The following is a 22,424-nucleotide window of genomic DNA, read 5'->3' as shown; positions in this document are numbered from 1 at the left end:
GGCGGTCATCAAAGCGGCCCCTGACGAGGCGTAACGATCGCCGGTCTTCATCAGATGCAAGACTCCGTCGAGTTTCCGATGCCAGCCAGGTCATCCAGGAGTGGGTGCCGGCAGAGATGCTCGGCCCGGTCCCCGTGGTTGAGCACCAGATGCCGGGCAATACGAACTACTTCGCCGGCTTCTGAGCCACCCGCAGATGATCGGTTACGGGGCGCGCAGCCGTTGGCAGTCGATCGGCTACCTGGCGAGTCCCAGGAAGGCCATCATGGCGCGTTCGACTTCGGTGAGCTGTTCAGCTGTCAGCCGCCCCAGACGGTTGGCAACACTCGTCCGCCGCACCGTAGTCAGTTTGTCGATCATGACCTCGCTGTCGCGCTCCAGTCCGGACAGCGCCGAGGGGCCGATACGGATCCGCAGCAGCGGCGCATCAGTCAGTGTGCTGGTCAGCGGAGCCACCGTCACCGAGGCCGTGGCGTCGAAGACCTCGTCTTGCACGATCAGCGCCGGCCGCGGCTTGGACGCGTAGACCCCGCCGGCGACCGTCCAGAGCTCCCCGCGGTTCACTCCTCGTCATCCCACGGCGCTGATACGGCCTCGATGAAGTCTTGATCGTCGCCAGTTCGATCCGCGGCAGCCACCAGCGCGGCCTGGCGGTGCGCCTCCGCGGCGAATCGTTCGGTACGCACATCGGGAACCCAGATCTGCACCGGGCGGTAGCCCCGCTCACGCATCCGGCGCCGATAGCTGCTGACCCGGTCCCTGACTGACATACAACCAGGTTACATGTAACGATCCCGCGAGAGAATACCCGTCAACGAGCGAGCCCGGCTTCCCCCAGCGGGCCGACCGAAACCCTCGTGACCAGCGGAATCGCCAGCGCCCGATAGACCCGCCGGCTGCGATGCCCGCAAGGGTGCTGCCTTATACGGGCGGATTCACGTGGTTCGAATACTTCATGTTACCGGTAATCGTCCCGCTCGGTGCCCGCTGCCGGCGGGCTGCCACGCCGAGTCAGTCGCGGTCCTCGTCCCCCGGCTCCGGCCGGTCGTCGTCGCGTTCGGCGTCGGCGGTGTCGTCGCGTTCAGCAAGGAAGCGCTCGAAGGCGGCGCCGATCTCGTCCGCGGTCGGCACCGAGGCGAGGTCCTCCGAGGCGGGCCGCGGGAAGCCGATGCCGCCCCGGTCAGCGCGCAGGGTGTCGTACTGCTGCTCCAGTTGGCCGACCATCTCCTGCGCTTCGCCGGAGCCGGCGACCTCCTCGACGATCTCGGCCATGTTGCTGGCCGCCGCCTCTTCCAGCCCGGCCAGCGGGAACACCAGGCCGGTCGCCTGGGCGATCCGCTGGCCCAACACCAACGCAGCTTGTGGGAACGCCGCCTGCGCCAGGTAGTGCGGGACGAACGCCTCGAACCCGAGTGCGGTCCGCTGCTGCTCCCCCAGCCGATACTCCAGCATCGCCGAGAAGCTCGCCTGCACCTCGGCCTCACCGAACCAGGATTGCTCGTCGCGGATCAGGTCCGGGTCGGTGGCGTGCGCGTTCAGCGCGACCGGCCGGGTGTGCGGGACGGCGCCGGGGATGCCGGTCAGCGCCACCGTCAGCCGTACGCCGAATTCGTCGATCAGCCCGAGCACGGCCTGCACCGTACGTTCCCACTGCACGTCCGGCTCCGGCCCGGTGAAGAGCAGGAACACCTCGCCCTGCGCGTCGGTCAGCCGGTGCAGCCGCAGCTTCCGGGTGCGAAACGACGACCAGTGATCACCGTCGTAGTCCATCATCGGCCGCCGGGACCGGTAGTCGTGCAGTTGATCATGATCGAACTCGGCCAGCAGTTGGTGATCGAGGTGCTCCAGCAGATGCGCCGAGAACAGCCGGCCGGCCTGACCGGCGTCGATGAATCCGTCCAGCTGTACGAGCATCACCGGGCGGCTTCCCGTCATCTGTTCGGCGACTTCTGAGCTCAACTCGTACAGCGAACGCGGATCCAACATGGGCCCCAATCTAGTGGTCCGGCGCCTTCGGGCAGTCGGCGGCCAGCTTTCTAGGAACCGAGCCCGTGCGTACGCCCGGCTCCGGCCAGTGCGTTCATCACACGCTTCTCCGACACGGGAAACTTGGTCCGCAGCTGCTGTGCGAAGAGGCCCACGCGCAACTCTTCCAGCATCCAGCCGATCTCCTCCACGTCGGCCGGCAGTGGCCCGTCGGGCAGCTTGCCGCAGAGTTCGGCGTACGCGTCCTCGACCCGGGTGATGGTGGCCAGCCCGGCAGCATCCTTGGCCGGGTTGGCGCGCAGCACGGTGACCCGGTTGAGTGCGGCCCGCAGATAGCGGGTGAGATCGGGCACGCGTTCGGCGTCGGTGACCGCCAGGAACCCGGGGAAGATCAAATTGGCCAGCTGCTCACGCAGATCGGCGGCGGCAAGATCATCGATCGCCTTCACCGCGTCGAGCTGGGCCGACACCTGCTCCCACGCCTCGAGCGCGGCCGCGGTCTCGTTGACCAGCTCACGCATCCGGTCGGCGTGGTCGGCCCGCACCTGATCACACAGCCGACGGAACGCCTGTTGATCATGAGTACCACCGCCCGCATGCTGGCGGATCAGCTCGCCGACCGCGGCCAGCCGGGCGTCCGCCAGCAGTTGCGGTACGCCGGGATAGGGGCTGCCGCCGAGCGCCAACTTCTGCTTGTTGCCCAGGTGTCCGATCACCCAGCGGGTCGGGTCCGGGATGTTGATCATGACCAGTCGGCGCACGCCGAGGGCGTGGAAATGATCGCGCCGGCCGGCACTCTCGTACACCTTCAGGCCGACGGTGCTGCCCTCGTCGACCAGGCCGGGGTAGCTGATCAGGCTGCCGGTGCGGATCTCGTCGTCGATCGTGCCGAACACCCAGTCCGCGGCGCCGGTGCTGGTGACCTTCTCCGCCGCCCGGTTCAGGGTCTTGCTGACTGCCGGGGCGAGTCGCTGTTTGAGTTCGTCGAGGTCCTTGCCCTCGCCGATCACGGTGCCCTTGTCCTTGATCAGGTAGGTCGGCAGCAGGTGGCTCGGCGGCGGGCTGGACAGCCACGCGTCCGCCGGAATGACGACCCCGGTCAGCGCCCGCAGCGCCTCGCCGAGGGCGTCCGGGAAGGACCGGTCGTGGACCTGCGGATGATCACCGATCCAGGCCAACGCCTGCTGGGCGAACTGCGGCGCCGGTACGAAGTTGCGCCGGATCGCCTTCGGCAGCGAACGGATCAGCTCGCCGGCCAGTTCGCTGCGCAGGCCCGGGACCTGCCAACTGAACTTCGCCGGATCCGTCCGGTTCAGCAGTCCGACCGGGATCTCGATCCCGACGCCGTCTCGGGAGGACCCCGGTTCGAAGGTGTAGTCGATCTTGAAATCGAGCTCGCCGCTGGACCAGACCTCGGGGAAGTCGTCGGCGCCGGCGGCCTGCCCGTCGACGACAAGATCATCCAGGGTCAGCGAGAGTCGGTCCGGATCGGCCTCGCGGACCTGCTTCCACCACCGGTCGAAATGGGCGCCCGAGCTGACATCGGCCGGGATCCTGGCATCGTAGAAGTCGAAGATCACGTGATCATCGACCAGCAGATCACGACGCCGGGTCCGCTCCTCCAACTCCTCGGCCTCGGCCCGGACCTTTTGATTCTCGGCGAAGAAACGATGCCGGGTCCGCCAATCGCCCTCGACCAGTGCGGATCGGATGAAGATCTCCCGGGCTTCGGCGGGATTGATCTTGGCATAGCCGACGCGGCGGCGGCCGATGATCGGGATGCCGTACAGCGTGACCTGCTCGTAGGCCATCACCGATCCGCTGCGTGCCGACCAATGCGGTTCGGAGTAGGTGTGCTTGAGCAGATGCCGGCCGACTTCCTCGACCTGGGCGACGTCGATCGCCGCCACCGTACGCGCCCACAATCGGGAGGTCTCGACGATCTCGGCCGCCATCGCCAACGGCGGATTGATCTTGGCGACGCTGGAGCCCGGGTTGATCGCGAATTTCGTCCCCCGGGCACCGAGGTATTCGCGCAACATCCGCCGTCGCTTGCCGTCGGCTCCGCGGCCGCGCTTGCGATCCTCCAACACCTCGGCCAGGCCGACATGCGACAGCAGCCCGGACAGGATCGCGGTGTGGATCTTGCCGTGGTCGGCCGGCTCGGTGTTCAGGTTGAGGCCGAGTTCGCGGCTGATCTGACGCAATTGGGCGTGCAGATCCTGCCACTCGCGGATCCGCAGGAAGTGCAGATACTCGTCTCGGCACAGCCTCCGGAATGCGTTGCCTGACAGGGATTTCTGCTGCTGGCGCAGGTACTGCCACAGCCGCAGGACGGCCAGGAAGTCGCTGCCGTCCGGCTCGGCCGCCCCTTCGACAGGCTCAGGACCCTCGTCATCGGTGTCGTTCATCGGGGCCCAGAAGCGGCGGTGAAGCTGATCGGCGGCCTGCTGATGTTCGGCCGGACGCTCCCGCGGATCCTGCACCGACAGGCCGGAGACGATGATCAACATCTCCCGCAGGCAGCCCTGTTCCTCGCCGGCCAGCAGCATCCGGGCCATTCGCGGATCGATCGGGATGCCGGCCAGTCGGCGGCCGACCTTGGTCAGCCGGGGTGAGTTCGGTTGCTGCGTCTTCGGTTGATCCGATCTCGATCGATCCGGGCGATTCGTCCGGTGTGTACGGGCACCGATCGCGCCGAGTTCCTCCAGCAGCCGCAGGCCGTCGGTGATCTGCGCGGAATCGGGCGGTTCGACGAACGGGAACGAGGCGATGTCACCGAGATCGGCGGCGGCCATCTGCAGGATCACCGCGGCCAGGTTGGTCCGCAGGATCTCCGGCTCGGTGAATTCGGGCCGGCCGGCGAAGTCATCCTCGGAGTACAGCCGGATGCAGATGCCCGGACCGAGTCGCCCGCATCGTCCGGCTCGCTGGTTGGCCGAGGCCTGCGAGATCGGTTCGATCGGCAGCCGTTGCACCTTGGTCCGGGCCGAGTAGCGGGAGATTCGCGCGGTGCCGGTGTCGATCACGTACCGGATGCCCGGCACGGTCAGCGACGTCTCGGCGACGTTGGTGGCCAGTACGATCCGGCGCCCGGTATGCGCGGTGAACACCTTGTGTTGTTCGGCCGCCGACAGCCGTGCGTACAGCGGGATCACTTCGGTGAACCGCAGCTCACGTCGAAGATCAGATCCCTGAGCTTGTCGAAGGGCATCCGCGGCATCGCGGATCTCGCGTTCCCCGGAAAGGAAGACCAGGATGTCGCCGTCACCCTCGGTGGTCAGTTCCTTGACCGCGCGGCAGATCCCGTCGACCTGATCAAGATCCTCGCTCTGTTGATCACCGGCTCCCTCGCCGGCGTTGCCGACCAGCGGTCGATAGCGCATCTCGACCGGAAAGGTGCGACCGGAGACCTCGACGATCGGGGCCGGGTTTCCATGATCATCGGCGAAATGCTCGGCGAACCGTACGGTGTCGATGGTGGCCGAGGTGATGATCACCTTCAACTCGGGACGGCGTGGCAGCAACTGCTTCAGATAACCGAGCAGGAAGTCGATGTTCAGGCTGCGTTCATGCGCCTCGTCGATGATGATCGTGTCGTAGCGACGAAGATCACGATCATGACCGATCTCGGCCAGCAGTACGCCGTCGGTCATCACCTTGACCCGGGTGTTGCGGGACGCCTTGCGGGTGAAGCGGACCTGATAGCCGATCAGATCGCCGAGCTCGACCCCGATCTCCTCGGCGATCCGTTCGGCGACGGTCCGAGCCGCGATCCGCCGCGGCTGGGTGTGGCCGATCGAGCGGCGGCCGAGCTTCAGACAGATCTTCGGCAGCTGGGTGGTCTTGCCCGAGCCGGTCTCGCCGGCCACCACCACGACCTGGTGATCACGGATCGCCGCCTCGATCCCGTCGACCCGTGCCGAGATCGGCAGGGCCGGATCGAACTCGAACGCAGGAACCGCCGGGTTGGTCGGATCCGACGCTTGAGCGGATCCGGTCGAGACGGCGGTTTCGGGCATAACGGCAGGAGTCTAGTTGGCCCGGCACAATCGGTCCCAGCAGATATCCGAGGAACCGACGCGCCCGGCGGCAGATCACTTCTGGCTGGAGATCAACTTGGTCAGCAGGCGGTCGAGTTGGCCCTTGTCACGATCGCTCAGACCGACGAGTAGCTCGCTCATCGCGCGCTCCGCTGCCGCGTTGGCCCGGACCAGCGACCGGCGGCCCTTGGCCGTCAGCTGAACCGCGTGGCTGCGCCGATCCCGCTCGTTGCGCCGCCGCTCGGCCAGGCCCTGCCGCTCCAGCTCGTCCAGGACGTACACCAACGACGACTTGTCCATCTGGGTCCGATCCACCAACTCGCGCTGACTCAGTGGCCCGCTGTCCGCGAGCTCGGAGAGCACCGCAAGATGGCGAAGGTCGATCGCCAGCTCCTTCAGGCTCTGGTTCGTCGTCGCCCTGGCCGCCCGGTGCGCGAGATAGAACAGGCCACCGAGCCGCAGCTCGATGGCCGTCTGCTGTTCAGAGGTCACCCGACCAGGGTACTCCCTGATGACAGATTGTCTGCGCACAGATAGTTTGCACACATGCGTATTGTCATCATCGGAGCCGGGCTGGCCGGACCATTGCTGGCCCAGGGCGTGCAACGTCACGGACACGACGTGACACTCGTCGAAAGACGACCACCGGTCGACCACCTGCGGACCGGCTACCGCATCCACCTCGATCCGCAAGGCGAGCTGGCGCTGGGGGCCTGCCTGCCGGCCCGGTTGCACGAGTTGGCCGTCCTGACCTCCGGCACGCTCGGCGGTGGCGTCCGGGTGCTGAACACCGACCTCGAGGTGATCAATGAGCTGGTGGTCCCACAGCCCGCCGATCTCGAGTCCGAGGGCCGTCATCTCACGGTCGACCGCCAAACGCTGCGGGAGATTCTGCTGGCGGGGCTGGAGGACAAGATCGAGTACGGGGTTGGCTTCGAAGGCTTCCGGATCGCCGACGACGGCACGGTCCGTGTCGATCTCGACAACGGCAGCGCGTTGACCGCGGATCTTCTGGTCGGAGCCGACGGTTCAGGCTCCCGGCTGCGGCAGCAGTTGCTGCCGGACCTGGAGGTGATCGACATCGGCCAGGTCAACATCTTCGGCCGGACGCCGTTGACGAACCAGACGCTGCCGGACATCCCATGGGCCGCGCTGGACGGCTTCAGCACCGTGATCGGGCCGGACGGGAGGGCGATGCCGTTGGCGGCGCACCGGTTCGCGAACCCGCCCCGAACGACCGCGGCGCGGCTCTGGCCAGGCCTGCAGCTCAGTGCCGATCACGACTATCTGATGTGGGTCTTCTCGCTGCCTGCCGAGGCGATCCCGGATCCGTGGACGTCAACCGCCCTGCAGGACTTCACCGCCGATCAGGTCGGACGGTGGCAGCCGAGTCTGAGACGGATCGTCCGCGCATCCGAGACCGGATCGGTGCAGACCACCACCGTCCGGACGTCCCGGCGTCCGGACGCGCCCTGGCCGAGTTGCCCGGTCACCGTCATCGGCGATGCCGCGCATCCGATGATCCCGGCCGGAATCGGCGCCGCGGTGGCGCTGGCCGATGCGGCCGCACTGGCCGAGCAGCTGGCCGCGGTGGCGACCGGAGAGCGGGACCTGATCACCGCGGTGAGCCGTTACGAACGACAGATGATCAAGGACGGATTCGACGCCGTCGAACAGTCCGAACGCCGATTCTCCTGATCGGCGCCGCCATCAGCGAGCGGTCAGGACGCCGAGTCGGCGGTGATCACTCGCAGCGAGACGGTTTCCGGGAGTTGGCGGAGTTTATCGGTCAGCTCATCGGAGAGGTCGGAGCCGACGTCGGTGACGACCACGCCGAGGTTGCCGCGGGTGCTCAGGGTCTGTCCCTCGATGTTGGCACCGTAATCGGCGAGCACGCCGTTGGCCGTGGCAAGCACGCCGGGGACGTTCTGGTGGATGTGTACGATCCGGGCCCGGGCGGTCCGCTCGTGCACCTGCACCTGGGGCAGGTTGACGCTCATCGTGGTGTTCGCGTCGGCGACGTAATCGCGGAGCTTGCCGGCCACGTACTGACCGATGTCGGTCTGCGCCTCCTCGGTGGAACCGCCGACGTGCGGAGTCAAGATCACGTTCGGAATCCCTTGCAGGGAAGACACGAACGGGTCACCGGCGACCTTCGGCTCCTCCGGGAAGACGTCCACCGCGGCGCCCGCGATGTGGCCGCTGAGCAGGTTCTCCCGCAACGCTTCATGATCAACAACGAAGCCGCGGCAGAGGTTCAGGAACAGGCTGCGCGGACGCATCGCGGCGAACTGCTCGGCACCGAACATGCCCGCATTCCCGGCGCGGCCGTCGACGTGCAGACTGACCGTCTCCGCGGTCTGCAGCAACTCGTCCAGGCTGCCGCAGCGGCGGGCGTTGCCCAGCGCCAACTTGTCGGCGATGTCGTAGAAGTAGACCTGCATGCCCAGCGCCTCGGCCACCACGGACAGCTGGCTGCCGATGTTGCCGTAACCGACGATGCCGAGAGTGCGGCCGCGGACCTCGTGTGCACCCTTGGCCGACTTGTCCCAGACGCCGTTGTGCAGCGCGGCGTTCTTGTCGGTCAGATGCCGGGCCATCGCGATGATCTCGGCGATCGCCAGCTCGACCACGCTGCGGGTGTTGGAGAACGGCGCGTTGAAGACGGCGATGCCGCGCTCGGCCGCCGCACCGAGATCGATCTGGTTGGTGCCGATGCAGAAGGCGCCGACGGCCAGCAGGTTGGGCGCCTGCGCCAGCACCTCGGCAGTGACCTGGGTCTTGGAGCGGATGCCGAGCAGGTTGACGTCGGCGACCGCCTCGATCAGGTCCTCGCCGTCCAGCGCGCCCTTGCGGGTCTCGACCTCGAAGCCGCGATCGAGCAACAACTGCTCGGCGTCGGGATGGATGTTCTCCAGCAACAAGGCTTTCATCGCGGTGTTTGTGCTCCTGCCTGATCCATCTGCCTGATCCGTACCTCGGCCGATCGGTGACCGGTCGGTTCAGCTGCGCTGCACCGGCCCCATCCTACGGAGCCGGTGCAGCGCACCCGATGCGGATCTCAGCCAGCAGTCCCCGGATCAGTCAGCCGACTCAACCGGCGGTACGGACGACCGCGTCCTGGCCGGCCGGCTGCGGTGGTGCCGGGCTGAGCCGGATCTCGGTCGACTCGGCCGCCGAGTGGTAAGTGGCGTCCACGATCAGCGACCGAGTCAGCGCCTCCTCGCCCTGATGCCCGTCCAGGTTGTGGTCCCGGACGGCAGCCACGAAGTCGGCGACCGCCTCGGCGTGACCGCCGCTCAACCCCAACTGCGGATTGAGCGAGGCGTCGACGCCGTCGATCGTGGTCCAGGCCCGGAGCTGGGGGGCCGGCGGATTCCAGGTCAGTTCGGCGCCGCCTTCGGTGCCGAACAAGGTCACGTACATGTCGTCGTGGCCGACGCCTTGGGCCCAGCTGCTCTCCAGCAGCAGGGTGGCGCCGTTGTCCATCCGGACGAACGCGGTGGCCAGGTCCTCGACCTCGAAGTCGACCGGCTCGGCGGCACCGTGCGCACCGGCCCCGTACTGGCCGCGACCGCGACCACGCGGACCGAAGGCGGCGTACGTGGAGGCGGTCACGGTCTGCACCGACGGCTCGCCCATCAGGTGCAGCGCCATGTCCAGCATGTGTACGCCGATGTCCATCAGCGGACCGCCGCCGGAGGTGGCCTTGCGGCTGAACCAGTTGCCGACGCCGCCGGGGATGCCGTTGTGCCGCATCCAGCCGGCCTTGGCGTAGTAGATGTCGCCGAGCAGGCCCTTGTCGATCAGATCCTTGGCGGCGGTGACCTCGGCCTTGCGGCGATGGTTGAAGGAGATGTCGAGGATCTTGCCGTTCGCCTTGGCCGCGTCCACCATGGTCCGGGCCGAGGCCGCGTCCAGCGCCATCGGCTTCTCGCTCAGCACGTTGATGCCGGCCTCAAGCGCGGCGACGGTGATCGGCGCGTGCAGCGACGGCGGCGTACAGACGCTGACCACGTCGAGGTCGGCGTCCTTGACCAGGTCGGCCCAGTCGGCGTAGCGGTGCTCGATGCCGTACTCGTCGGCCAGCCGCTGCAGCGGCTCGGGCTCCATCCCGGCCAGCCCGACAAGATCAACTCCGGCCGCCCGCTGGTAGCCGTCCAGGTGTTGCTGCCCGGCCCAGCCGAGCCCGATCACACCGGCTCGAAGATTCCTGCTCATCGACTCAGACCTCCCCGCTCTTGTCCGCCTCGGGGTTGATCTTGGCACCGGTGAACTGGCGCGCAACCATGTTTCGCACCGCCGGTGCGGCGAGCGACGAGCTCTGCACAGGCGCGGCCCAACGGACACCGTTGGCGAGCACCCGTTGGATGTCGGGATGGTGGTAGACCGGGAAGTCCTGATCACCGGGCGAGAAGTAGAAGACCTTGCCCTTGCCGCGCTTCCAGGTGCAGCCGGAGCGGAACACCTCGCCGCCGCTGAAGGACGAGATGAAGATCAACTCGTCGGGCTGCGGGATGTCGAAGTATTCGCCGTACATCTCCTGCTGGTCGATCACGATCGGACTCGGTACGCCCTCGGCGATCGGGTGGTCGGGTGAGACGGTCCAGACCAACTCGGCGTCGTCGTCGCTGCGCCAGGACAGCGAGCAGCTGGTGCCCATCAGCTTCTTGAAGATCTTGGAGAAGTGCGCCGAGTGCAGGATCAGGATGCCCATCCCGCCGAGCACCCGCTGGTGCACCTTGTCGACGATGGCGTCGTCGATCTCGTCGTGCCGGGCATGTCCCCACCAGGTGAGGACGTCGGTGGTGTTCAGCACCTCGTCTGTGAGGCCGTGCTCCGGCTGATCGCGGGTCGCAGTCCGGACCTCGACGGCATCGCCGAGCTCCTTCTCCAGGCCGGCAGCGATGGCGCCGTGCATGCCGTCCGGGTAGCGCTTGGCCATCGCGTCCCGGTCTCGTTCGGATGTTTCATGGAAGTTCTCGCCCCATACGGTGACGCGGATCGGTTGGTTCACAACGACCCATCCGACCACCGTCCGACGATCGCCGGGCCCAGGCTCGCCGGGATTTCGCCATTCGGACGAAGATCCGTCCGTCCGGTGCTCGATCGGCCCCGATTTGAACGATCGAAGGACGTCGTGTAACTTTCTCGGAGTCGACGCGGGGTGGAGCAGCTCGGTAGCTCGCTGGGCTCATAACCCAGAGGTCGCAGGTTCAAATCCTGCCCCCGCTACGAAAAGGTGGCCCTGGCCAGGCGTTACGCCCGGTCAGGGCCATTCTGTTGTCCCGCCCGAACCGGCCAGGTACGCACAAAGTACGCGCGCAAGCTCAGAAAACCGCCCGCAGGTGGCGGGCGACCGGCGTCGGGCAGCGCTTTCGTATTGCCGTCCACGCTTATGGAGGGTTGACCATCGTCAGGCTCGTCGAGTGCGGAATCCGAGCAATCCGGATGTGATTGCGGTGCAGGACATCGGCGAGGGGCAGCTGTCGAACTACTGCAATCGGCGTCGCTGGAACTCCCGCGCGACCGAAGACGGCGAGCGCACGGCCGCCAGGAGTGAATCGCGGTGGATACAGGATTCCTGCGTGGCCGAGACCGTACACGGCGAGCGCCCAGGCCTGAGGAACCTGATAGTCCGACATCGTGAACAATTCGCCCGTAACACCGAACCCGGTGGCGCGTGGCGACCCCAGGTTGACCGCCCGCTCGGGGAGGGCACCCGGATCGACGGTGCTGATCGCCCGTCCGTCGACGAAGTCCTGCGGCACCGGCTTGTGCTTCGTCGTCCAAACGCCAACCCGCTCCATGGCGGCGGCGCGCTGCGTGTCCGCGAAATAGCAGGTCCCGTGCGGCGTCGGCAGATCGAAACGACCCGACGGCAGCGTCGGGTCCGGGGGCACGGTGGCGAAGTACCAGCATCCACCGTCTGCACCGCTGCGGAACTGATGCTCCCGCAACCAACCTCGCTTCCGAGAAACCGTGCCGGTGGGCAATCCGTTGAGTGCCGTCCGGGCTGGAGGCAATTGCTGAGCCAGGTCTGCGCGGGCCACGTCGGCCTATCTCCAGTCCCGGGCGGCACGTTGTGCCGCAAGCGTCAGCTCGTCGACCGAAAAGCCAGCGTTCGACCACTCCAGCGGAGTCCTCTCGCCAAGATCGTCGCTGGACGTCACGAACCACAACGCGACCGACCAGCGCGGCAGGCCGCTCAACGCCCTGATAGCCGGGCCCAGCCGCGGGCTGACTTTGCCGCCGTCGAACTGAAACACCGGAAACACTGTCTTCCGATCCGACGTGGTCAGCGCCAGGATCGTGCCGTTGCGGATACGGTCGCCGACCGCCTGCTTGGTGACATGCAACAGTTTTGTGACCCCTGAAGTGTCATAGAAGGGGCCGACCTCCTCGCCGAGCTCGCTCGGTGCCGCCGCAAGCGCCGGAAGATCCAAGATCTCTCGGATGACCTCCTCCGCTGACGGCGCAGGAGTCGCGGTCCGCTCGGACATCAAGATCAACGAGGCGACGCGGTCATCCACCGCGCGCAGGATGCGATCCCGGTACTCGTCGCGGGAAATCCTGCGTTCACCACGCTCCCGAACCTCAACCATGCTTCGGATCACCCTCCCCACCGACAGGTCCCTCACCAAGTAAAGCCAGTCAAGTAAAGCCAGTCAAGCCTGCGGCTGAGGGCTTGGGAGACGCTTGTCGCCAAGCGCCCATCGCAACTCATGGACCGCGCTCGTTAGCGCTCCCTCCCGCGTCAGACCGGGTCGGCGTCGAGTTCACGGCGGCCGGCGCTCCAGGCCGACCACAGGCGTTGGTAGATGCCGCCGGCGGCGAGCAGCTGGTCGTGGGTGCCGCGTTCGACCACTTCACCGCCGTCCATCACCAGGATGTTGTCGGCCTGGGATGCCTGGTCGAGGCGGTGCGCGACCACCAGCGCGGATCGGCCGTGGGTGACCTCGTCGGCGGCGTCCTCCAACGCACCCGCACCGGCCGAGCCCGCCTCGGCGGTGGCCTCGTCCATCACCACGATGGCCGGGTCCAGGAGCAGGATCCGGGCCAGTGCCAGCTGCTGCGCGGCGACCGGCTCCAGCTGCAGACCGCGGGCGCCGACGACGGTGTCCAGACCCGACGGGAGCCGATCGAACCAGGAGTGCGCGTGCACCCGGTCGAGCGCCGAGTGAAGTTCGTCGTCGGTGGCGTCGGGTTTGGCCAGGGTCAGGTCCTGCCGCAACGTACCGGAGAAGACATGCACCTCCTGGCTGACGGTGGCGAGCCGGGCGATGCGTTCGCGATCGGAGAGTTGGGAGACCGGGAAGCCGTCGACGAGCACCTCGCCCTCGTCCGGCACCCGCAGACCCGCCAGCAACGCCGCCACTGTGGTCTTGCCGGCACCGGAGGCGCCGACGATGGCGACGGTCTGCCCCGGATCGATGGTGAGGTTGACGTTGCGTACGGCCCAACCGCCGCCGTAGCTGAAGCTGACGTTGCGCAGCTCCACCCGGCCACGCGGCGCGTCGACGCCGCTGTCGGGCACCGGGATCGGCGGGTCGGACACCACCCCCACGATCCGGGCCAGCGACGCGTACCCGGACTGGACGACGTCGAGCACCCGCATGAACGTGTTCATCGGCCCGCGCAGCCGGATGATCATCAGCACCGCCCCGGTCACCGCGCCGACCGTCAGGGCGTCGGCCGACACCAGGTAGTAGCCGACCGCCAACGCGAGGCTGAGCATCAGGAATTCGATGGCGAGCATCCAGGTGTTGAGCACCAGCATCGTGGTACGAGCCCGGATGCCCTTGCGGACGACGCTCCAGGACGCGTCCCCGATCTCGACGTGCATCCGGTCCTCCATCGAGAACGCCCGCACCGTCGCGCGACCGCGGATGGCTTCGAGCACTCGACGGGCCCGTTCGGCCATCGCGGCCCGCTCCGCGGCGTACCGCTTCGGCGCCCTGGCCAGGTAGATCCGCGCGGCCAGGTAGTACACCGGGGCGACCACGACCGGGATGATCAGGAAGTGCCAGTTCAACGTGAACAGCGCGATCACGGTGACGACGATCGAGAACAGCGACGTGGACAGGGTCGGCAGCGTCTCGGTGACGGCCGCGGACAGCTCAGCGACGTCGTCGGTGGACCGGCTGACCAGGTCGCCGGTTCCGGCGTCCTCGACCTGATGGGTGGGCAGCCCCAGCGCGGTTCCGACCATGTCCTGGCGGAGGGTGGCGATCACCCGTTCGGACAGCCGGGCCACCAGGTAATAGCCGGCCGCGCTCATCACAGCGCCGGCGACGGCCACGAAGACCAGCTCGGCACCGATCAGCCACATCGGCCGGCCACTGCCCTCGCCGGAGACCAGGTCGACGATCTGCCCCAGCAACTGCGGTGCCAGCACGGTCGCGTACGAGCCCAGGCTGAGCAGCACCACGGCCAGCACGAACCACCGTTTCGCGTTGTGTACCCGGCCCAGCTGTCGTACGACTTCGCGCCGGACCTGCTTCAGGCTGGCCAGCGGGAAACGGACTGCGGTCTGGGCCGCGCCGGAGGCGGGTGTGCCCGTGACCGCCGCACTCATCGGACCTCCACGGCGGGACGCTCTTCGCCGGTCTGGTCCAGAAACCTGTCCGCAACCGCCAGCAGATCGGCCACATGGAGATGGTTGGCCGCCACCGCGGTCCAGGCGGGCGCCTCACTGAAGACCAGGGTGATCTTGTCGGCCCGGTGGCCGGCCAGCCGGTCGGCGATGTTCTGCTCGGTCACCGAGTCCACCGCGGTGGTCGGATCCTGAAGCACCAGGACCTCGGGATCGAACGCGACCGCGCGGGCCAGCGCGACCCGCTGGCGCTGCCCGCCGGACAGCATCCGACCGCCCTCGCCGACCCGCTTGTCGGGGCCCTCCGGGATGTCGTCACAGCAGGCGACCCGGAGTGCCTGCTCAGCAACGCCACGATCGGGAAACACGTTGTCGGCAACGCTTCCGTCGAATAGATCGGCGGCGTGCGGCGCGACGATCACCCGGCTGCGCGGCAGCGACTCGAGCCGGGAGATCAGCTCGTGATCGACGCCGCGGACCACGGTGAGTCCGGTGGGCAGCGCGCCGATGAACTGGCTGGTGCGGGTGGCGTCCACCTCGGTGCTGCGTTCGAAGCCGGCGCCGAGGACCTCACGGATCCGCTGCCCGGACGCCTCCGCCGAGGCCCAGCGGGAGGCCAGGTTCCGGCCGAACATCGTCATCGGGGTGATCAGGAACTGGGTCAGGCCGACGACGGTGATCAGCTGTCCGATCGTCACCGCGCCGTTCAGGGCGAGCACGCCCGCGCCGATGCCGAGGCCGGAGACGAAGATGGCGCCGGTGGCCTCGGTGACCCCGTTCAGCCGGGCCTCGGCCGCGTTGGCCTCGACCGTCTTGGTGTACGCGGTCTGGGAGACGGCGTCGTACCGGCCGCGTACGGTGACGATCGCGCCGAGCCCCTTGAGGATCCGCAGTCCTTGCACCACATCCGCGGCGGTGGCAGCGGCCTGGGCGATGGCCTGCTGCCGGGCGACCGACCGGCGTTGCAGCGGCCTGCCCACCCGCAGCGCCACGATCACCAGCAACGGTCCGCCGACGACGGTCGCCAGGCTGAGCCAGGGGTTGATGGTGAACATCATGATCGCGCCGTACGTGATGGAAGCCGCCTCGGCGACCGGCATCACCGTCATCATCACGATCTCTCCCACCCGCGTGGTGTCGGAGGAGGCGATCGACAGCAGCCCACCGGCGGTACGTTCCCGGCCGGCGAATCCGCGCGGGTCCTGGATCCGGTCGGTGACCATGGTGCGCAGGTCGTGGCTGACCAGTTGCTGGCTGCGGATCAGCATGAAGCGGGCCACCCAGTTCACCCCGACGGCGACCAGGAACAGCCCGGCCAGCACGACGATCCAGTAGCCCAGCCGGCCGAGCGAGGAGTTGGCGATGGCCTCGTCCACGGCGTTGCCGACCACCACCGGGGTCAGGCCGTTGCAGACGAAGGACGCCGCCATGGCAAGCGAAGCGACAAAGCTCCACGGACGCTGCGAGAGCGCCACCTTGAGCGTCCACGCCTTCGCGTCCAGCACCGGCATCTTGGACTTTCGTCCGCCCGGACCGGGCAACGCCGCGTAGTCGACGACACTCTCCGGTACGAGAGTCTGGGCAGCATCCGGCACGGAGCCGGATGTTACCGGTGAGTGAGTCGTCACTCACTCACCGGACTGCGTCGCTGAGACCGGCGACGCCGACGGAGCCCTGCTGATTCTCGGTCCATCACCCCCTTTGGGTGAGGCGTACGACGTGTCGGGGGCCAATGGTGGACGCGAAGGACCGCCGCGGCGGGTGAGCACCAACGAGCGAACCGCCAGAGTGAACCACCGAGAGATGGAGACAGCGTGGCCGACCAACCGAACATCTTGATCATCTGGGGCGACGACATCGGCATCAGCAACCTGAGCTGCTACAGCGACGGGCTGATGGGATACCGCACCCCGAACATCGACCGGATTGCCGACGAGGGCGTACGGTTCACCGACTACTACGGCGAGCAGAGCTGCACCGCCGGCCGGGCCGCGTTCATCAGCGGCCAGAACCCGTACCGGACCGGGCTGACCAAGGTCGGCATGCCGGGCGCGCCGATCGGTTACCAGGCCGAGGATCCGACCATCGCCACCGCTCTGAAGGCACAGGGGTACGCGACCGGCCAGTTCGGCAAGAACCATTTCGGCGACCGGGACGAGCACTTGCCGACGGCCCACGGCTTCGACGAATTCTTCGGCAATCTCTACCACCTCAATGCCGAAGAGGAACCGGAGTTGCCGGACTATCCGACCGAGCAGGACTTCCCGAACTTCAAGGATCGGTTCGGACCACGCGGTGTGATCAAGTCCTGGGCCAGTGCGGACGGCAGCCAGCGGATCGAGAACACCGGACCGTTGACCAAGAAACGGATGGAGACCTGCGACGAGGAGTTCCGCGACGCGGCGATCGACTTCATCCAGCGCCAGGTCGAGGCGGACAAGCCGTTCTTCACCTGGTTCAACACCACCCACATGCACTTCCGCACCCACACCCGGGAGCAGGATCTGGGCCGGGCCGGGCGCTGGCAGTCGCCCTACCACGACACGATGCTCTACCACGACGAGATCGTCGGGCAGGTGCTGGACGAACTCGACCGGCTGGGCATCGCGGACAACACGATCGTGATGTACTCCACCGACAACGGGCCGCACATGAACTCCTGGCCCGACGCCGGGATGACCCCGTTCCGCAACGAGAAGAACTCCAACTGGGAGGGCGCCTACCGGGTGCCGTGCGTGGTCCGTTGGCCGGGACACATCGAGGCCGGCACGGTGCTGAACGGGATCGTCAGCCACAACGACTGGTTCGTCACGCTGCTCGCCGCGGCCGGCAATCCCGACATCGCCGAGCAGTTGAGGTCCGGCCATGAGCTGAACGGAACCGAGTACAAGGTTCACCTGGACGGGTTCAACCAGCTCGACTACATCACCGGTCGCGCCGAGCAAAGTCCGCGCAACTACTTCTTCTACGTGTCCGACGATGGCGATCTGACCGCGTTGCGCTTCGACAACTGGAAGTTCGTCTTCCTCGAGCAACGTTCTCGAGGAACGTTGGACATCTGGATCGAGCCGTACGTCGAACTCCGGGTGCCGAAGATCTTCAATCTGCGCACCGATCCGTATGAACGGGCAGACGAGACCTCGAACGCCTACTTCGATTGGATGCTCGATCACGTCTTCCTGCTGGTACCGGCGCAGGCCTACGTCGCCGAGATGCTGCAGTCCCTGACGGAGTTCCCACCGCGTCAGGAGCCGGCGTCGTTCAGCGTGGACAAGGTGATGGCGAAGCTGAAGGCGGGCGTCGGAAGCGCATGACAAGCGCGCTACGGCCAACCAACGAGGACGACCGCGGTCAGGACGTGATCGAACAGTTCTATGATCGTCGCCCCTATCCCCCGCCGGACGATCTCGATGCCGTAGCGACACCGAAGCCGCAACAACGCAGGGCCGCCCACCACCTCGTGTGGCCCGGGCGGCCGTACGCCGACCGGTCCGGGGATTCAAGGCTTCGGATCCTGGTCGCCGGCTGCGGCACCTCCCAGGCGGCCCGGCACGCGATCACCCATCCCGACGCCGACGTGGTCGGCATCGACGTCAGCAGCACCGGCATCGAGCAGCACCGCCAACTGATCGAACGGCATCGCTTGGCCAACCTGGAGTTGCACCGGCTGCCGATCGAGGAGGTCGCCGGGCTCGATCGGCAGTTCGATCACATCGTCTGTACCGGCGTGCTGCATCACCTGGCCGATCCGCTGATCGGCCTGCGCAGCTTGCAATCCATACTGGCGCCCGGCGGTGCGCTCACCCTGATGGTGTACGCGACCTACGGCCGGGCCGGCGTCTATCTGATCCAGGACTATTGCCTGCGGCTCGGCATCGGCACCGACCAAGTCGATCTTGACGAGCTGGTCGCAACCCTGCGCGAGATCGGCAGCGGGCATCCGATCAGCCGACTGCTGCACCAGTCGCGGGACTTCGCCGACGACGACGCGCTGGCCGATGCGCTGCTGAACCCGCGCGATCGCTCCTACACCGTGCCCCAACTGCTGGAGTTGATCACCGATGCGGGATTGCGGTTCGGACGCTGGCAGCGCCAAGCTCCCTACCTGCCCGACTGCGGGTCGATCAGTGAGACACCGCACTCCGCGCGGATCGCGAAGCTGCCGGTCGCCGAGCAGTACGCAGCCCTGGAGCTGTTCCGCGGCACCATCACCCGGCACACCGCGATCGCCTACGCTGCAACAGATTCCGGGGCCACAACGGATTCCGGGCCGCAGCAGCCCGACTTCGCCGATCCCGCGGCCGGCTCGTGGCGGCCGATCAGGGTGCCGACGGCGATTGCTGTCACCGAGCGGCTGCCCCCCGGTGCGGCGGGAGCGCTGCTGAACCGGGCGCATACCGAGACGGATCTGGTCTCGTTCGTCAACGCGCAGGAGTTGATCATGTTCCGCCGGATCGACGGCAGCCGAACCGTGGCCGATCTCGGCCCGCAGGCCCTCGGTTTCGTCGAACGGTTGTTCCGGCATGATCTGATCGTGCTGGACACCTGTGGTGCGTCCGAGCAGAAGGGCGACAGAAGTTGATCATGACCGCAAATGATCATGACGTGGTGGAGCTGGCCGGCGGTGAGTTCCGGATGGGCTCGGATGATCATTATCCGGAGGAGGCGCCGGTGCATCTGGTCAAGGTGGGTGCCTTCGGCATCGACCGCCGGCAGGTGACGAACCGGCAGTTCGCGGCGTTCGTCCAGGCGACCGGCTACCGTACGGTGGCCGAACGGCCCCTGGATCCGGCCGACTACCCGGGCGCGCCGCGGGAGAATCTGGTGCCCGGGTCGATGGTGTTCACCCCGACCTCCGGACCGGTCGACCTGCGGCATCTCAGTCAGTGGTGGGCCTGGACGCCGGGAGCGCGCTGGTCGAAACCCGAGGGTCGCCGGTCGTCGATCGAGGACCGGGCCGATCATCCGGTGGTGCATATCGCGCTTGCGGATGCGACTGCGTACGCCGATTGGGTCGGTGCCCGGCTGCCGACCGAGGCGGAGTGGGAGTTCGCCGCCCGCGGCGGCCTGGACGGCACCGCGTTCACCTGGGGCGACGAACCACGGCCCGCAGGCCAGATCATGGCCAACACCTGGGACGGTCCGGACTTCCCGTGGCGGTCCACCGGCGAGTCCGGCTTCGAACGTACGGCACCGGTCGGATCCTTTCCTGCCAACGGATTCGGGCTCTACGACATGGCCGGCAACGTGTGGGAGTGGACCGCCGACTGGTGGACCGAACGCCACCCGGACGAGGTCGACCATCCGTGCTGTGCGCCGCAGAATCCGCGCGGCGGCGACATCGCCGGCAGCTACGACCCAGCCCAGCCGCAGTTCAAGATTCCGCGCAAGGTGATCAAGGGCGGCTCGCATCTGTGCGCCGACAGCTACTGCCTGCGTTACCGACCCGCCGCCCGGCGTCCGCAGATGATCGACACCGGGATGACCCACATCGGCTTCCGCTGTGCGTGGAGTCTCCCAAGCGACTCGGCGTGATGCGTGGGCGGCCGAGGAACCGATCAGCCGACCAGTCGGATCGGGCAGCGCGCCACGCCGGCTCGCTGAATCCGTACGTCAGCCGTCACCAGGGTCACGCCATGCAGCTCAGCGACAGCGACATAACCAGCGTCGTACGCCGAAAGGTTTGCATGCAACTCCCACACCCGTTGGAGGTGTGGAACGGTCGGAGCCGTCTCTACAGTTACGTCCCGTAGCCATTGCACCGTCGCCTCCGCGTCTGCCAGGCCAATCTGGCCGCCAAGAAATAGACCACGGGTCGCCGACAAGACTTCGATTCGCCAGTGCTCAGGCACAATCCACGCCGGATCGTCCCTCATGATCTCGACGGCGCTCGCAGCTCTCGGATCGGCGTCCGGGTCACCATGCAGAAGCAGCACCGTCGCTGCGGCGTCCGGCGTGATCATGCGCCGTCGCGTCGACGGCCGGCGTCGAGCGCGCGCATCACATCCTCGGTGGTCACACCGGACGATCGTCGGTCAGTCGTCACCTTGTCGATCAGGATTCGGTTCCGGGCGAACGCCGCCTCCCGCAGGACGACATCCCGCAGAAACATGTTCAGCGACTGTGCATTCTCACGAGCACGCGCCGCCAGCGCATCGCGAACGTCTTCGGGAACGTCTCGAATCTGCAGATTCACCATGCAGGCATTTTACCTTCACAATGCATGCATCGCGAGTGGCTGGCCGGCAGGCTTGTTCGACGCCCGCCGGCCGCGCCCGTCAGGCTTTCGCGTCCTCGGTCTGCGCATCCGCCTCGGCGGCTGCGGCCAGGGCGTCCAGTGCCTGTTCTGTTTCCTCGGCCTTGGCCAGCACCTCCTCGGCGGCCGCACTGACCGCCTCGGCGCTGATCAACTCGGCGTCGACCAGCGACTCCAGCGCGTCCGTGGCGGCGATGTCGGAGATCACTTCGGAAGCGATCAACGCCCGGATCGCGTCGATCGCAGCCGCAGCCTTGATGTCCTCGGCATCGGCAATTGCGGCGGCAGCGTCCAGCATCGCGGCGCCGGAAACCGCCGCGGCCAGCTCGATGGTCGCCTCGGCCTCGGCGATGGCCGCGACCTCCTCGCCCACCATCAGTGCCGCCTCCGGTGTCAGCAACCCCTGAGCGATCATGGTGCCGCCGACGTCGCGAATGGCCGACTTCAACTGGGTTGCCCAGGTGTGCTCGAATAGCAGGATGCCGACCGACTGGCCGACCTCGATCTCGGACACGAACCGGTCGATGTCGGCCGGGCCGAAGCTCGCCGAATCGCCTACCTGGGCGCCTTCCCGGCCGCCGATCTCACGCAGCGAGTCGATCACCTGACCGAACCCGGCCCGTTCCTCGTCGTCCAACGAATCAAGATCAACTTCGGTGATCGTGTCGTCGTCAACGCGGGTCAGGAAGCGGAGGTCGATCACCCGGATGGTGCCGCTCGTGATCAGCCGCTCCAACTCCTCGACGATCGCACCGGAGAATTCGGCGTCGGAGTCGAAGCCGACCACTAGGACCTGCAACGGTCCGACATCTTCGAACTTCATCGTCTCCCCCTCATCGTCCCTGGTGGGCCATCATGTCGATCACCACGGTGATCGCCAGCAGCAACGCGTCATCCTGCCCCGGCGCGACCTCGACCCCGTACGAATCGCGGATCCGGAACCAGCGCTTGGACACGGTCGCCACCACGGCGCCACCCTGCTGGACCCGGTATTCGTGGTTGACAATGTTGCCCTGGGTGGACAGGTCCTGGCCGCCGGGAATGTCGATCTGCCAGCGATCACGCAGCGGCGTGATCAAGGCGTTGTGCACCTTCGCGGCGACACCGCCGTCGGCCCGTTCGATGTTCATGGTGTCGCGGACGCGCAGCATCCGCTCCTGGATCTTGTAGAGCTGCCGACCCCGCACGTCCTCGAAGAACAGTGTCGACCGGACCCGCAGCATCTTGCCGTCGACCTTGAACGCCGGTTGCCCCTGATCGTTGGTGATCACGAAGTCGTCGCCGATCGAGAACATCCGCTGCCGCATCTGGTAGCGCGATCCGCCGGCCACCGCCTGCCGCGCGGCGGCGCCGCGCGCACCGGCCACCCCGACTACGGCACCGGTCGCGGCCGCAGCCGCCAGCGGACGTCGCCGCGGCCCCGGCGCGGCCGCACGTCTCCCTAAAAGTCCCACGATTTCTCCTCTCGTCGGCTGCCACGCTACGGCCGCCGACTCGCGCCCTCTTCGCCCGAACAGGGTGACTGGAGCGTCGGAAGAGTCGC

General features: G+C 67.3%; 20 protein-coding genes and 1 tRNA gene. 5 read left to right on the top strand and 16 right to left on the bottom strand.

Annotated features, from left to right (window positions below):
* Window positions 1-237 precede the first annotated feature (237 nt).
* The 5 genes from FOE78_RS11790 to FOE78_RS23610 form a co-directional block, all read right to left on the bottom strand.
* The gene (locus tag FOE78_RS11790; protein WP_143986457.1) at window positions 238-564 is read right to left on the bottom strand and encodes a type II toxin-antitoxin system PemK/MazF family toxin; all 327 of its coding nucleotides are present in this window, start codon (window positions 562-564) and stop codon (window positions 238-240) included.
* A complete protein-coding gene (locus tag FOE78_RS11785) occupies window positions 561-770 on the bottom strand; it encodes an antitoxin MazE-like protein (RefSeq protein WP_143986456.1) in 210 nt (69 codons plus the stop codon). Before FOE78_RS11785 ends, FOE78_RS11790 begins: the two co-directional genes overlap by 4 nt.
* A gap of 241 nt (window positions 771-1,011) precedes the next feature.
* A complete protein-coding gene (locus FOE78_RS11780; protein ID WP_143986455.1) occupies window positions 1,012-1,986 on the bottom strand; it encodes a PAC2 family protein in 975 nt (324 codons plus the stop codon).
* Window positions 1,987-2,036: 50 nt separating this feature from the next.
* Complete coding sequence (gene hrpA / locus FOE78_RS11775; protein WP_143986454.1) at window positions 2,037-6,008, bottom strand: ATP-dependent RNA helicase HrpA; 3,972 nt, start codon at window positions 6,006-6,008, stop codon at window positions 2,037-2,039.
* Between the two features lie 75 nt (window positions 6,009-6,083).
* Window positions 6,084-6,521, bottom strand: coding sequence for a MarR family winged helix-turn-helix transcriptional regulator (locus tag FOE78_RS23610; RefSeq protein WP_168207488.1), 438 nt, complete (start codon window positions 6,519-6,521; stop codon window positions 6,084-6,086).
* A gap of 54 nt (window positions 6,522-6,575) precedes the next feature.
* Between FOE78_RS23610 and FOE78_RS11765 the strand changes: the two genes are divergently transcribed.
* Window positions 6,576-7,727, top strand: a complete 1,152-nt coding sequence (locus tag FOE78_RS11765; RefSeq protein ID WP_143986453.1) for an FAD-dependent oxidoreductase — start codon at window positions 6,576-6,578, stop codon at window positions 7,725-7,727.
* Between the two features lie 23 nt (window positions 7,728-7,750).
* On the opposite strand, the gene serA is transcribed toward FOE78_RS11765, so the two are convergent.
* From serA to FOE78_RS11750, 3 genes are all read right to left on the bottom strand, one after another.
* Window positions 7,751-8,962 carry a phosphoglycerate dehydrogenase gene (serA, locus tag FOE78_RS11760; protein ID WP_143986452.1) on the bottom strand — a complete coding sequence of 404 codons (1,212 nt, stop codon included), beginning with the start codon at window positions 8,960-8,962 and terminating at the stop codon, window positions 7,751-7,753.
* A gap of 160 nt (window positions 8,963-9,122) precedes the next feature.
* Window positions 9,123-10,250, bottom strand: coding sequence for a Gfo/Idh/MocA family protein (locus FOE78_RS11755; RefSeq protein WP_143986451.1), 1,128 nt, complete (start codon window positions 10,248-10,250; stop codon window positions 9,123-9,125).
* Between the two features lie 4 nt (window positions 10,251-10,254).
* Window positions 10,255-11,046: a ThuA domain-containing protein gene (locus FOE78_RS11750; protein WP_228265801.1), complete on the bottom strand. Its 792-nt coding sequence runs from the start codon at window positions 11,044-11,046 to the stop codon at window positions 10,255-10,257.
* Window positions 11,047-11,190: 144 nt separating this feature from the next.
* On the opposite strand from FOE78_RS11750, the gene FOE78_RS11745 reads away from it, so the two are divergent.
* Window positions 11,191-11,264, top strand: a tRNA-Met gene (locus FOE78_RS11745).
* 161 nt (window positions 11,265-11,425) lie between these two features.
* Here the strand turns inward: FOE78_RS11745 and FOE78_RS11740 are convergent.
* From FOE78_RS11740 to FOE78_RS11725, 4 genes are all read right to left on the bottom strand, one after another.
* Window positions 11,426-12,082 carry an RES family NAD+ phosphorylase gene (locus FOE78_RS11740; protein WP_143986449.1) on the bottom strand — a complete coding sequence of 219 codons (657 nt, stop codon included), beginning with the start codon at window positions 12,080-12,082 and terminating at the stop codon, window positions 11,426-11,428.
* A gap of 6 nt (window positions 12,083-12,088) precedes the next feature.
* Window positions 12,089-12,634 (bottom strand): hypothetical protein, encoded by a 546-nt coding sequence (locus FOE78_RS11735; RefSeq protein ID WP_143986448.1) that lies wholly within the window; start codon window positions 12,632-12,634, stop codon window positions 12,089-12,091.
* 152 nt (window positions 12,635-12,786) lie between these two features.
* Window positions 12,787-14,607 carry an ABC transporter ATP-binding protein gene (locus FOE78_RS11730; protein ID WP_143986447.1) on the bottom strand — a complete coding sequence of 607 codons (1,821 nt, stop codon included), beginning with the start codon at window positions 14,605-14,607 and terminating at the stop codon, window positions 12,787-12,789.
* Complete coding sequence (locus FOE78_RS11725; protein WP_228265800.1) at window positions 14,604-16,220, bottom strand: ABC transporter transmembrane domain-containing protein; 1,617 nt, start codon at window positions 16,218-16,220, stop codon at window positions 14,604-14,606. Before FOE78_RS11725 ends, FOE78_RS11730 begins: the two co-directional genes overlap by 4 nt.
* Window positions 16,221-16,439: 219 nt before the next feature.
* Between FOE78_RS11725 and FOE78_RS11720 the strand changes: the two genes are divergently transcribed.
* The 3 genes from FOE78_RS11720 to FOE78_RS11710 are packed head-to-tail and all read left to right on the top strand — an operon-like array spanning window position 16,440 to window position 20,160.
* Window positions 16,440-17,939, top strand: a complete 1,500-nt coding sequence (locus tag FOE78_RS11720; RefSeq protein ID WP_143986446.1) for an arylsulfatase — start codon at window positions 16,440-16,442, stop codon at window positions 17,937-17,939.
* Window positions 17,936-19,207: a class I SAM-dependent methyltransferase gene (locus FOE78_RS11715; protein WP_143986445.1), complete on the top strand. Its 1,272-nt coding sequence runs from the start codon at window positions 17,936-17,938 to the stop codon at window positions 19,205-19,207. Before FOE78_RS11720 ends, FOE78_RS11715 begins: the two co-directional genes overlap by 4 nt.
* A gap of 2 nt (window positions 19,208-19,209) precedes the next feature.
* The gene (locus FOE78_RS11710) at window positions 19,210-20,160 is read left to right on the top strand and encodes a formylglycine-generating enzyme family protein (RefSeq protein WP_143986444.1); all 951 of its coding nucleotides are present in this window, start codon (window positions 19,210-19,212) and stop codon (window positions 20,158-20,160) included.
* Window positions 20,161-20,183: 23 nt separating this feature from the next.
* Here FOE78_RS11710 and FOE78_RS11705 read toward each other — a convergent pair whose 3' ends face one another.
* From FOE78_RS11705 to FOE78_RS11690, 4 genes are all read right to left on the bottom strand, one after another.
* Window positions 20,184-20,588: a type II toxin-antitoxin system VapC family toxin gene (locus FOE78_RS11705; RefSeq protein ID WP_143986443.1), complete on the bottom strand. Its 405-nt coding sequence runs from the start codon at window positions 20,586-20,588 to the stop codon at window positions 20,184-20,186.
* Complete coding sequence (locus FOE78_RS11700; RefSeq protein WP_143986442.1) at window positions 20,585-20,824, bottom strand: FitA-like ribbon-helix-helix domain-containing protein; 240 nt, start codon at window positions 20,822-20,824, stop codon at window positions 20,585-20,587. The genes FOE78_RS11705 and FOE78_RS11700 overlap by 4 nt, the downstream gene beginning before the upstream one ends.
* A gap of 79 nt (window positions 20,825-20,903) precedes the next feature.
* Window positions 20,904-21,704 carry a hypothetical protein gene (locus FOE78_RS11695; protein ID WP_143986441.1) on the bottom strand — a complete coding sequence of 267 codons (801 nt, stop codon included), beginning with the start codon at window positions 21,702-21,704 and terminating at the stop codon, window positions 20,904-20,906.
* Window positions 21,705-21,714: 10 nt separating this feature from the next.
* A complete protein-coding gene (locus tag FOE78_RS11690) occupies window positions 21,715-22,335 on the bottom strand; it encodes an LURP-one-related/scramblase family protein (protein ID WP_228265799.1) in 621 nt (206 codons plus the stop codon).
* Between the last annotated feature and the right edge of the window lie 89 nt (window positions 22,336-22,424).

Origin of the sequence: Microlunatus elymi (assembly GCF_007362775.1) — a bacterium.
Lineage (GTDB): Bacteria > Actinomycetota > Actinomycetes > Propionibacteriales > Propionibacteriaceae > Microlunatus > Microlunatus elymi.
The sequence above is the reverse complement of the archived record's forward strand: the minus strand, read 5'-3'. Positions and strand labels throughout refer to the sequence as shown.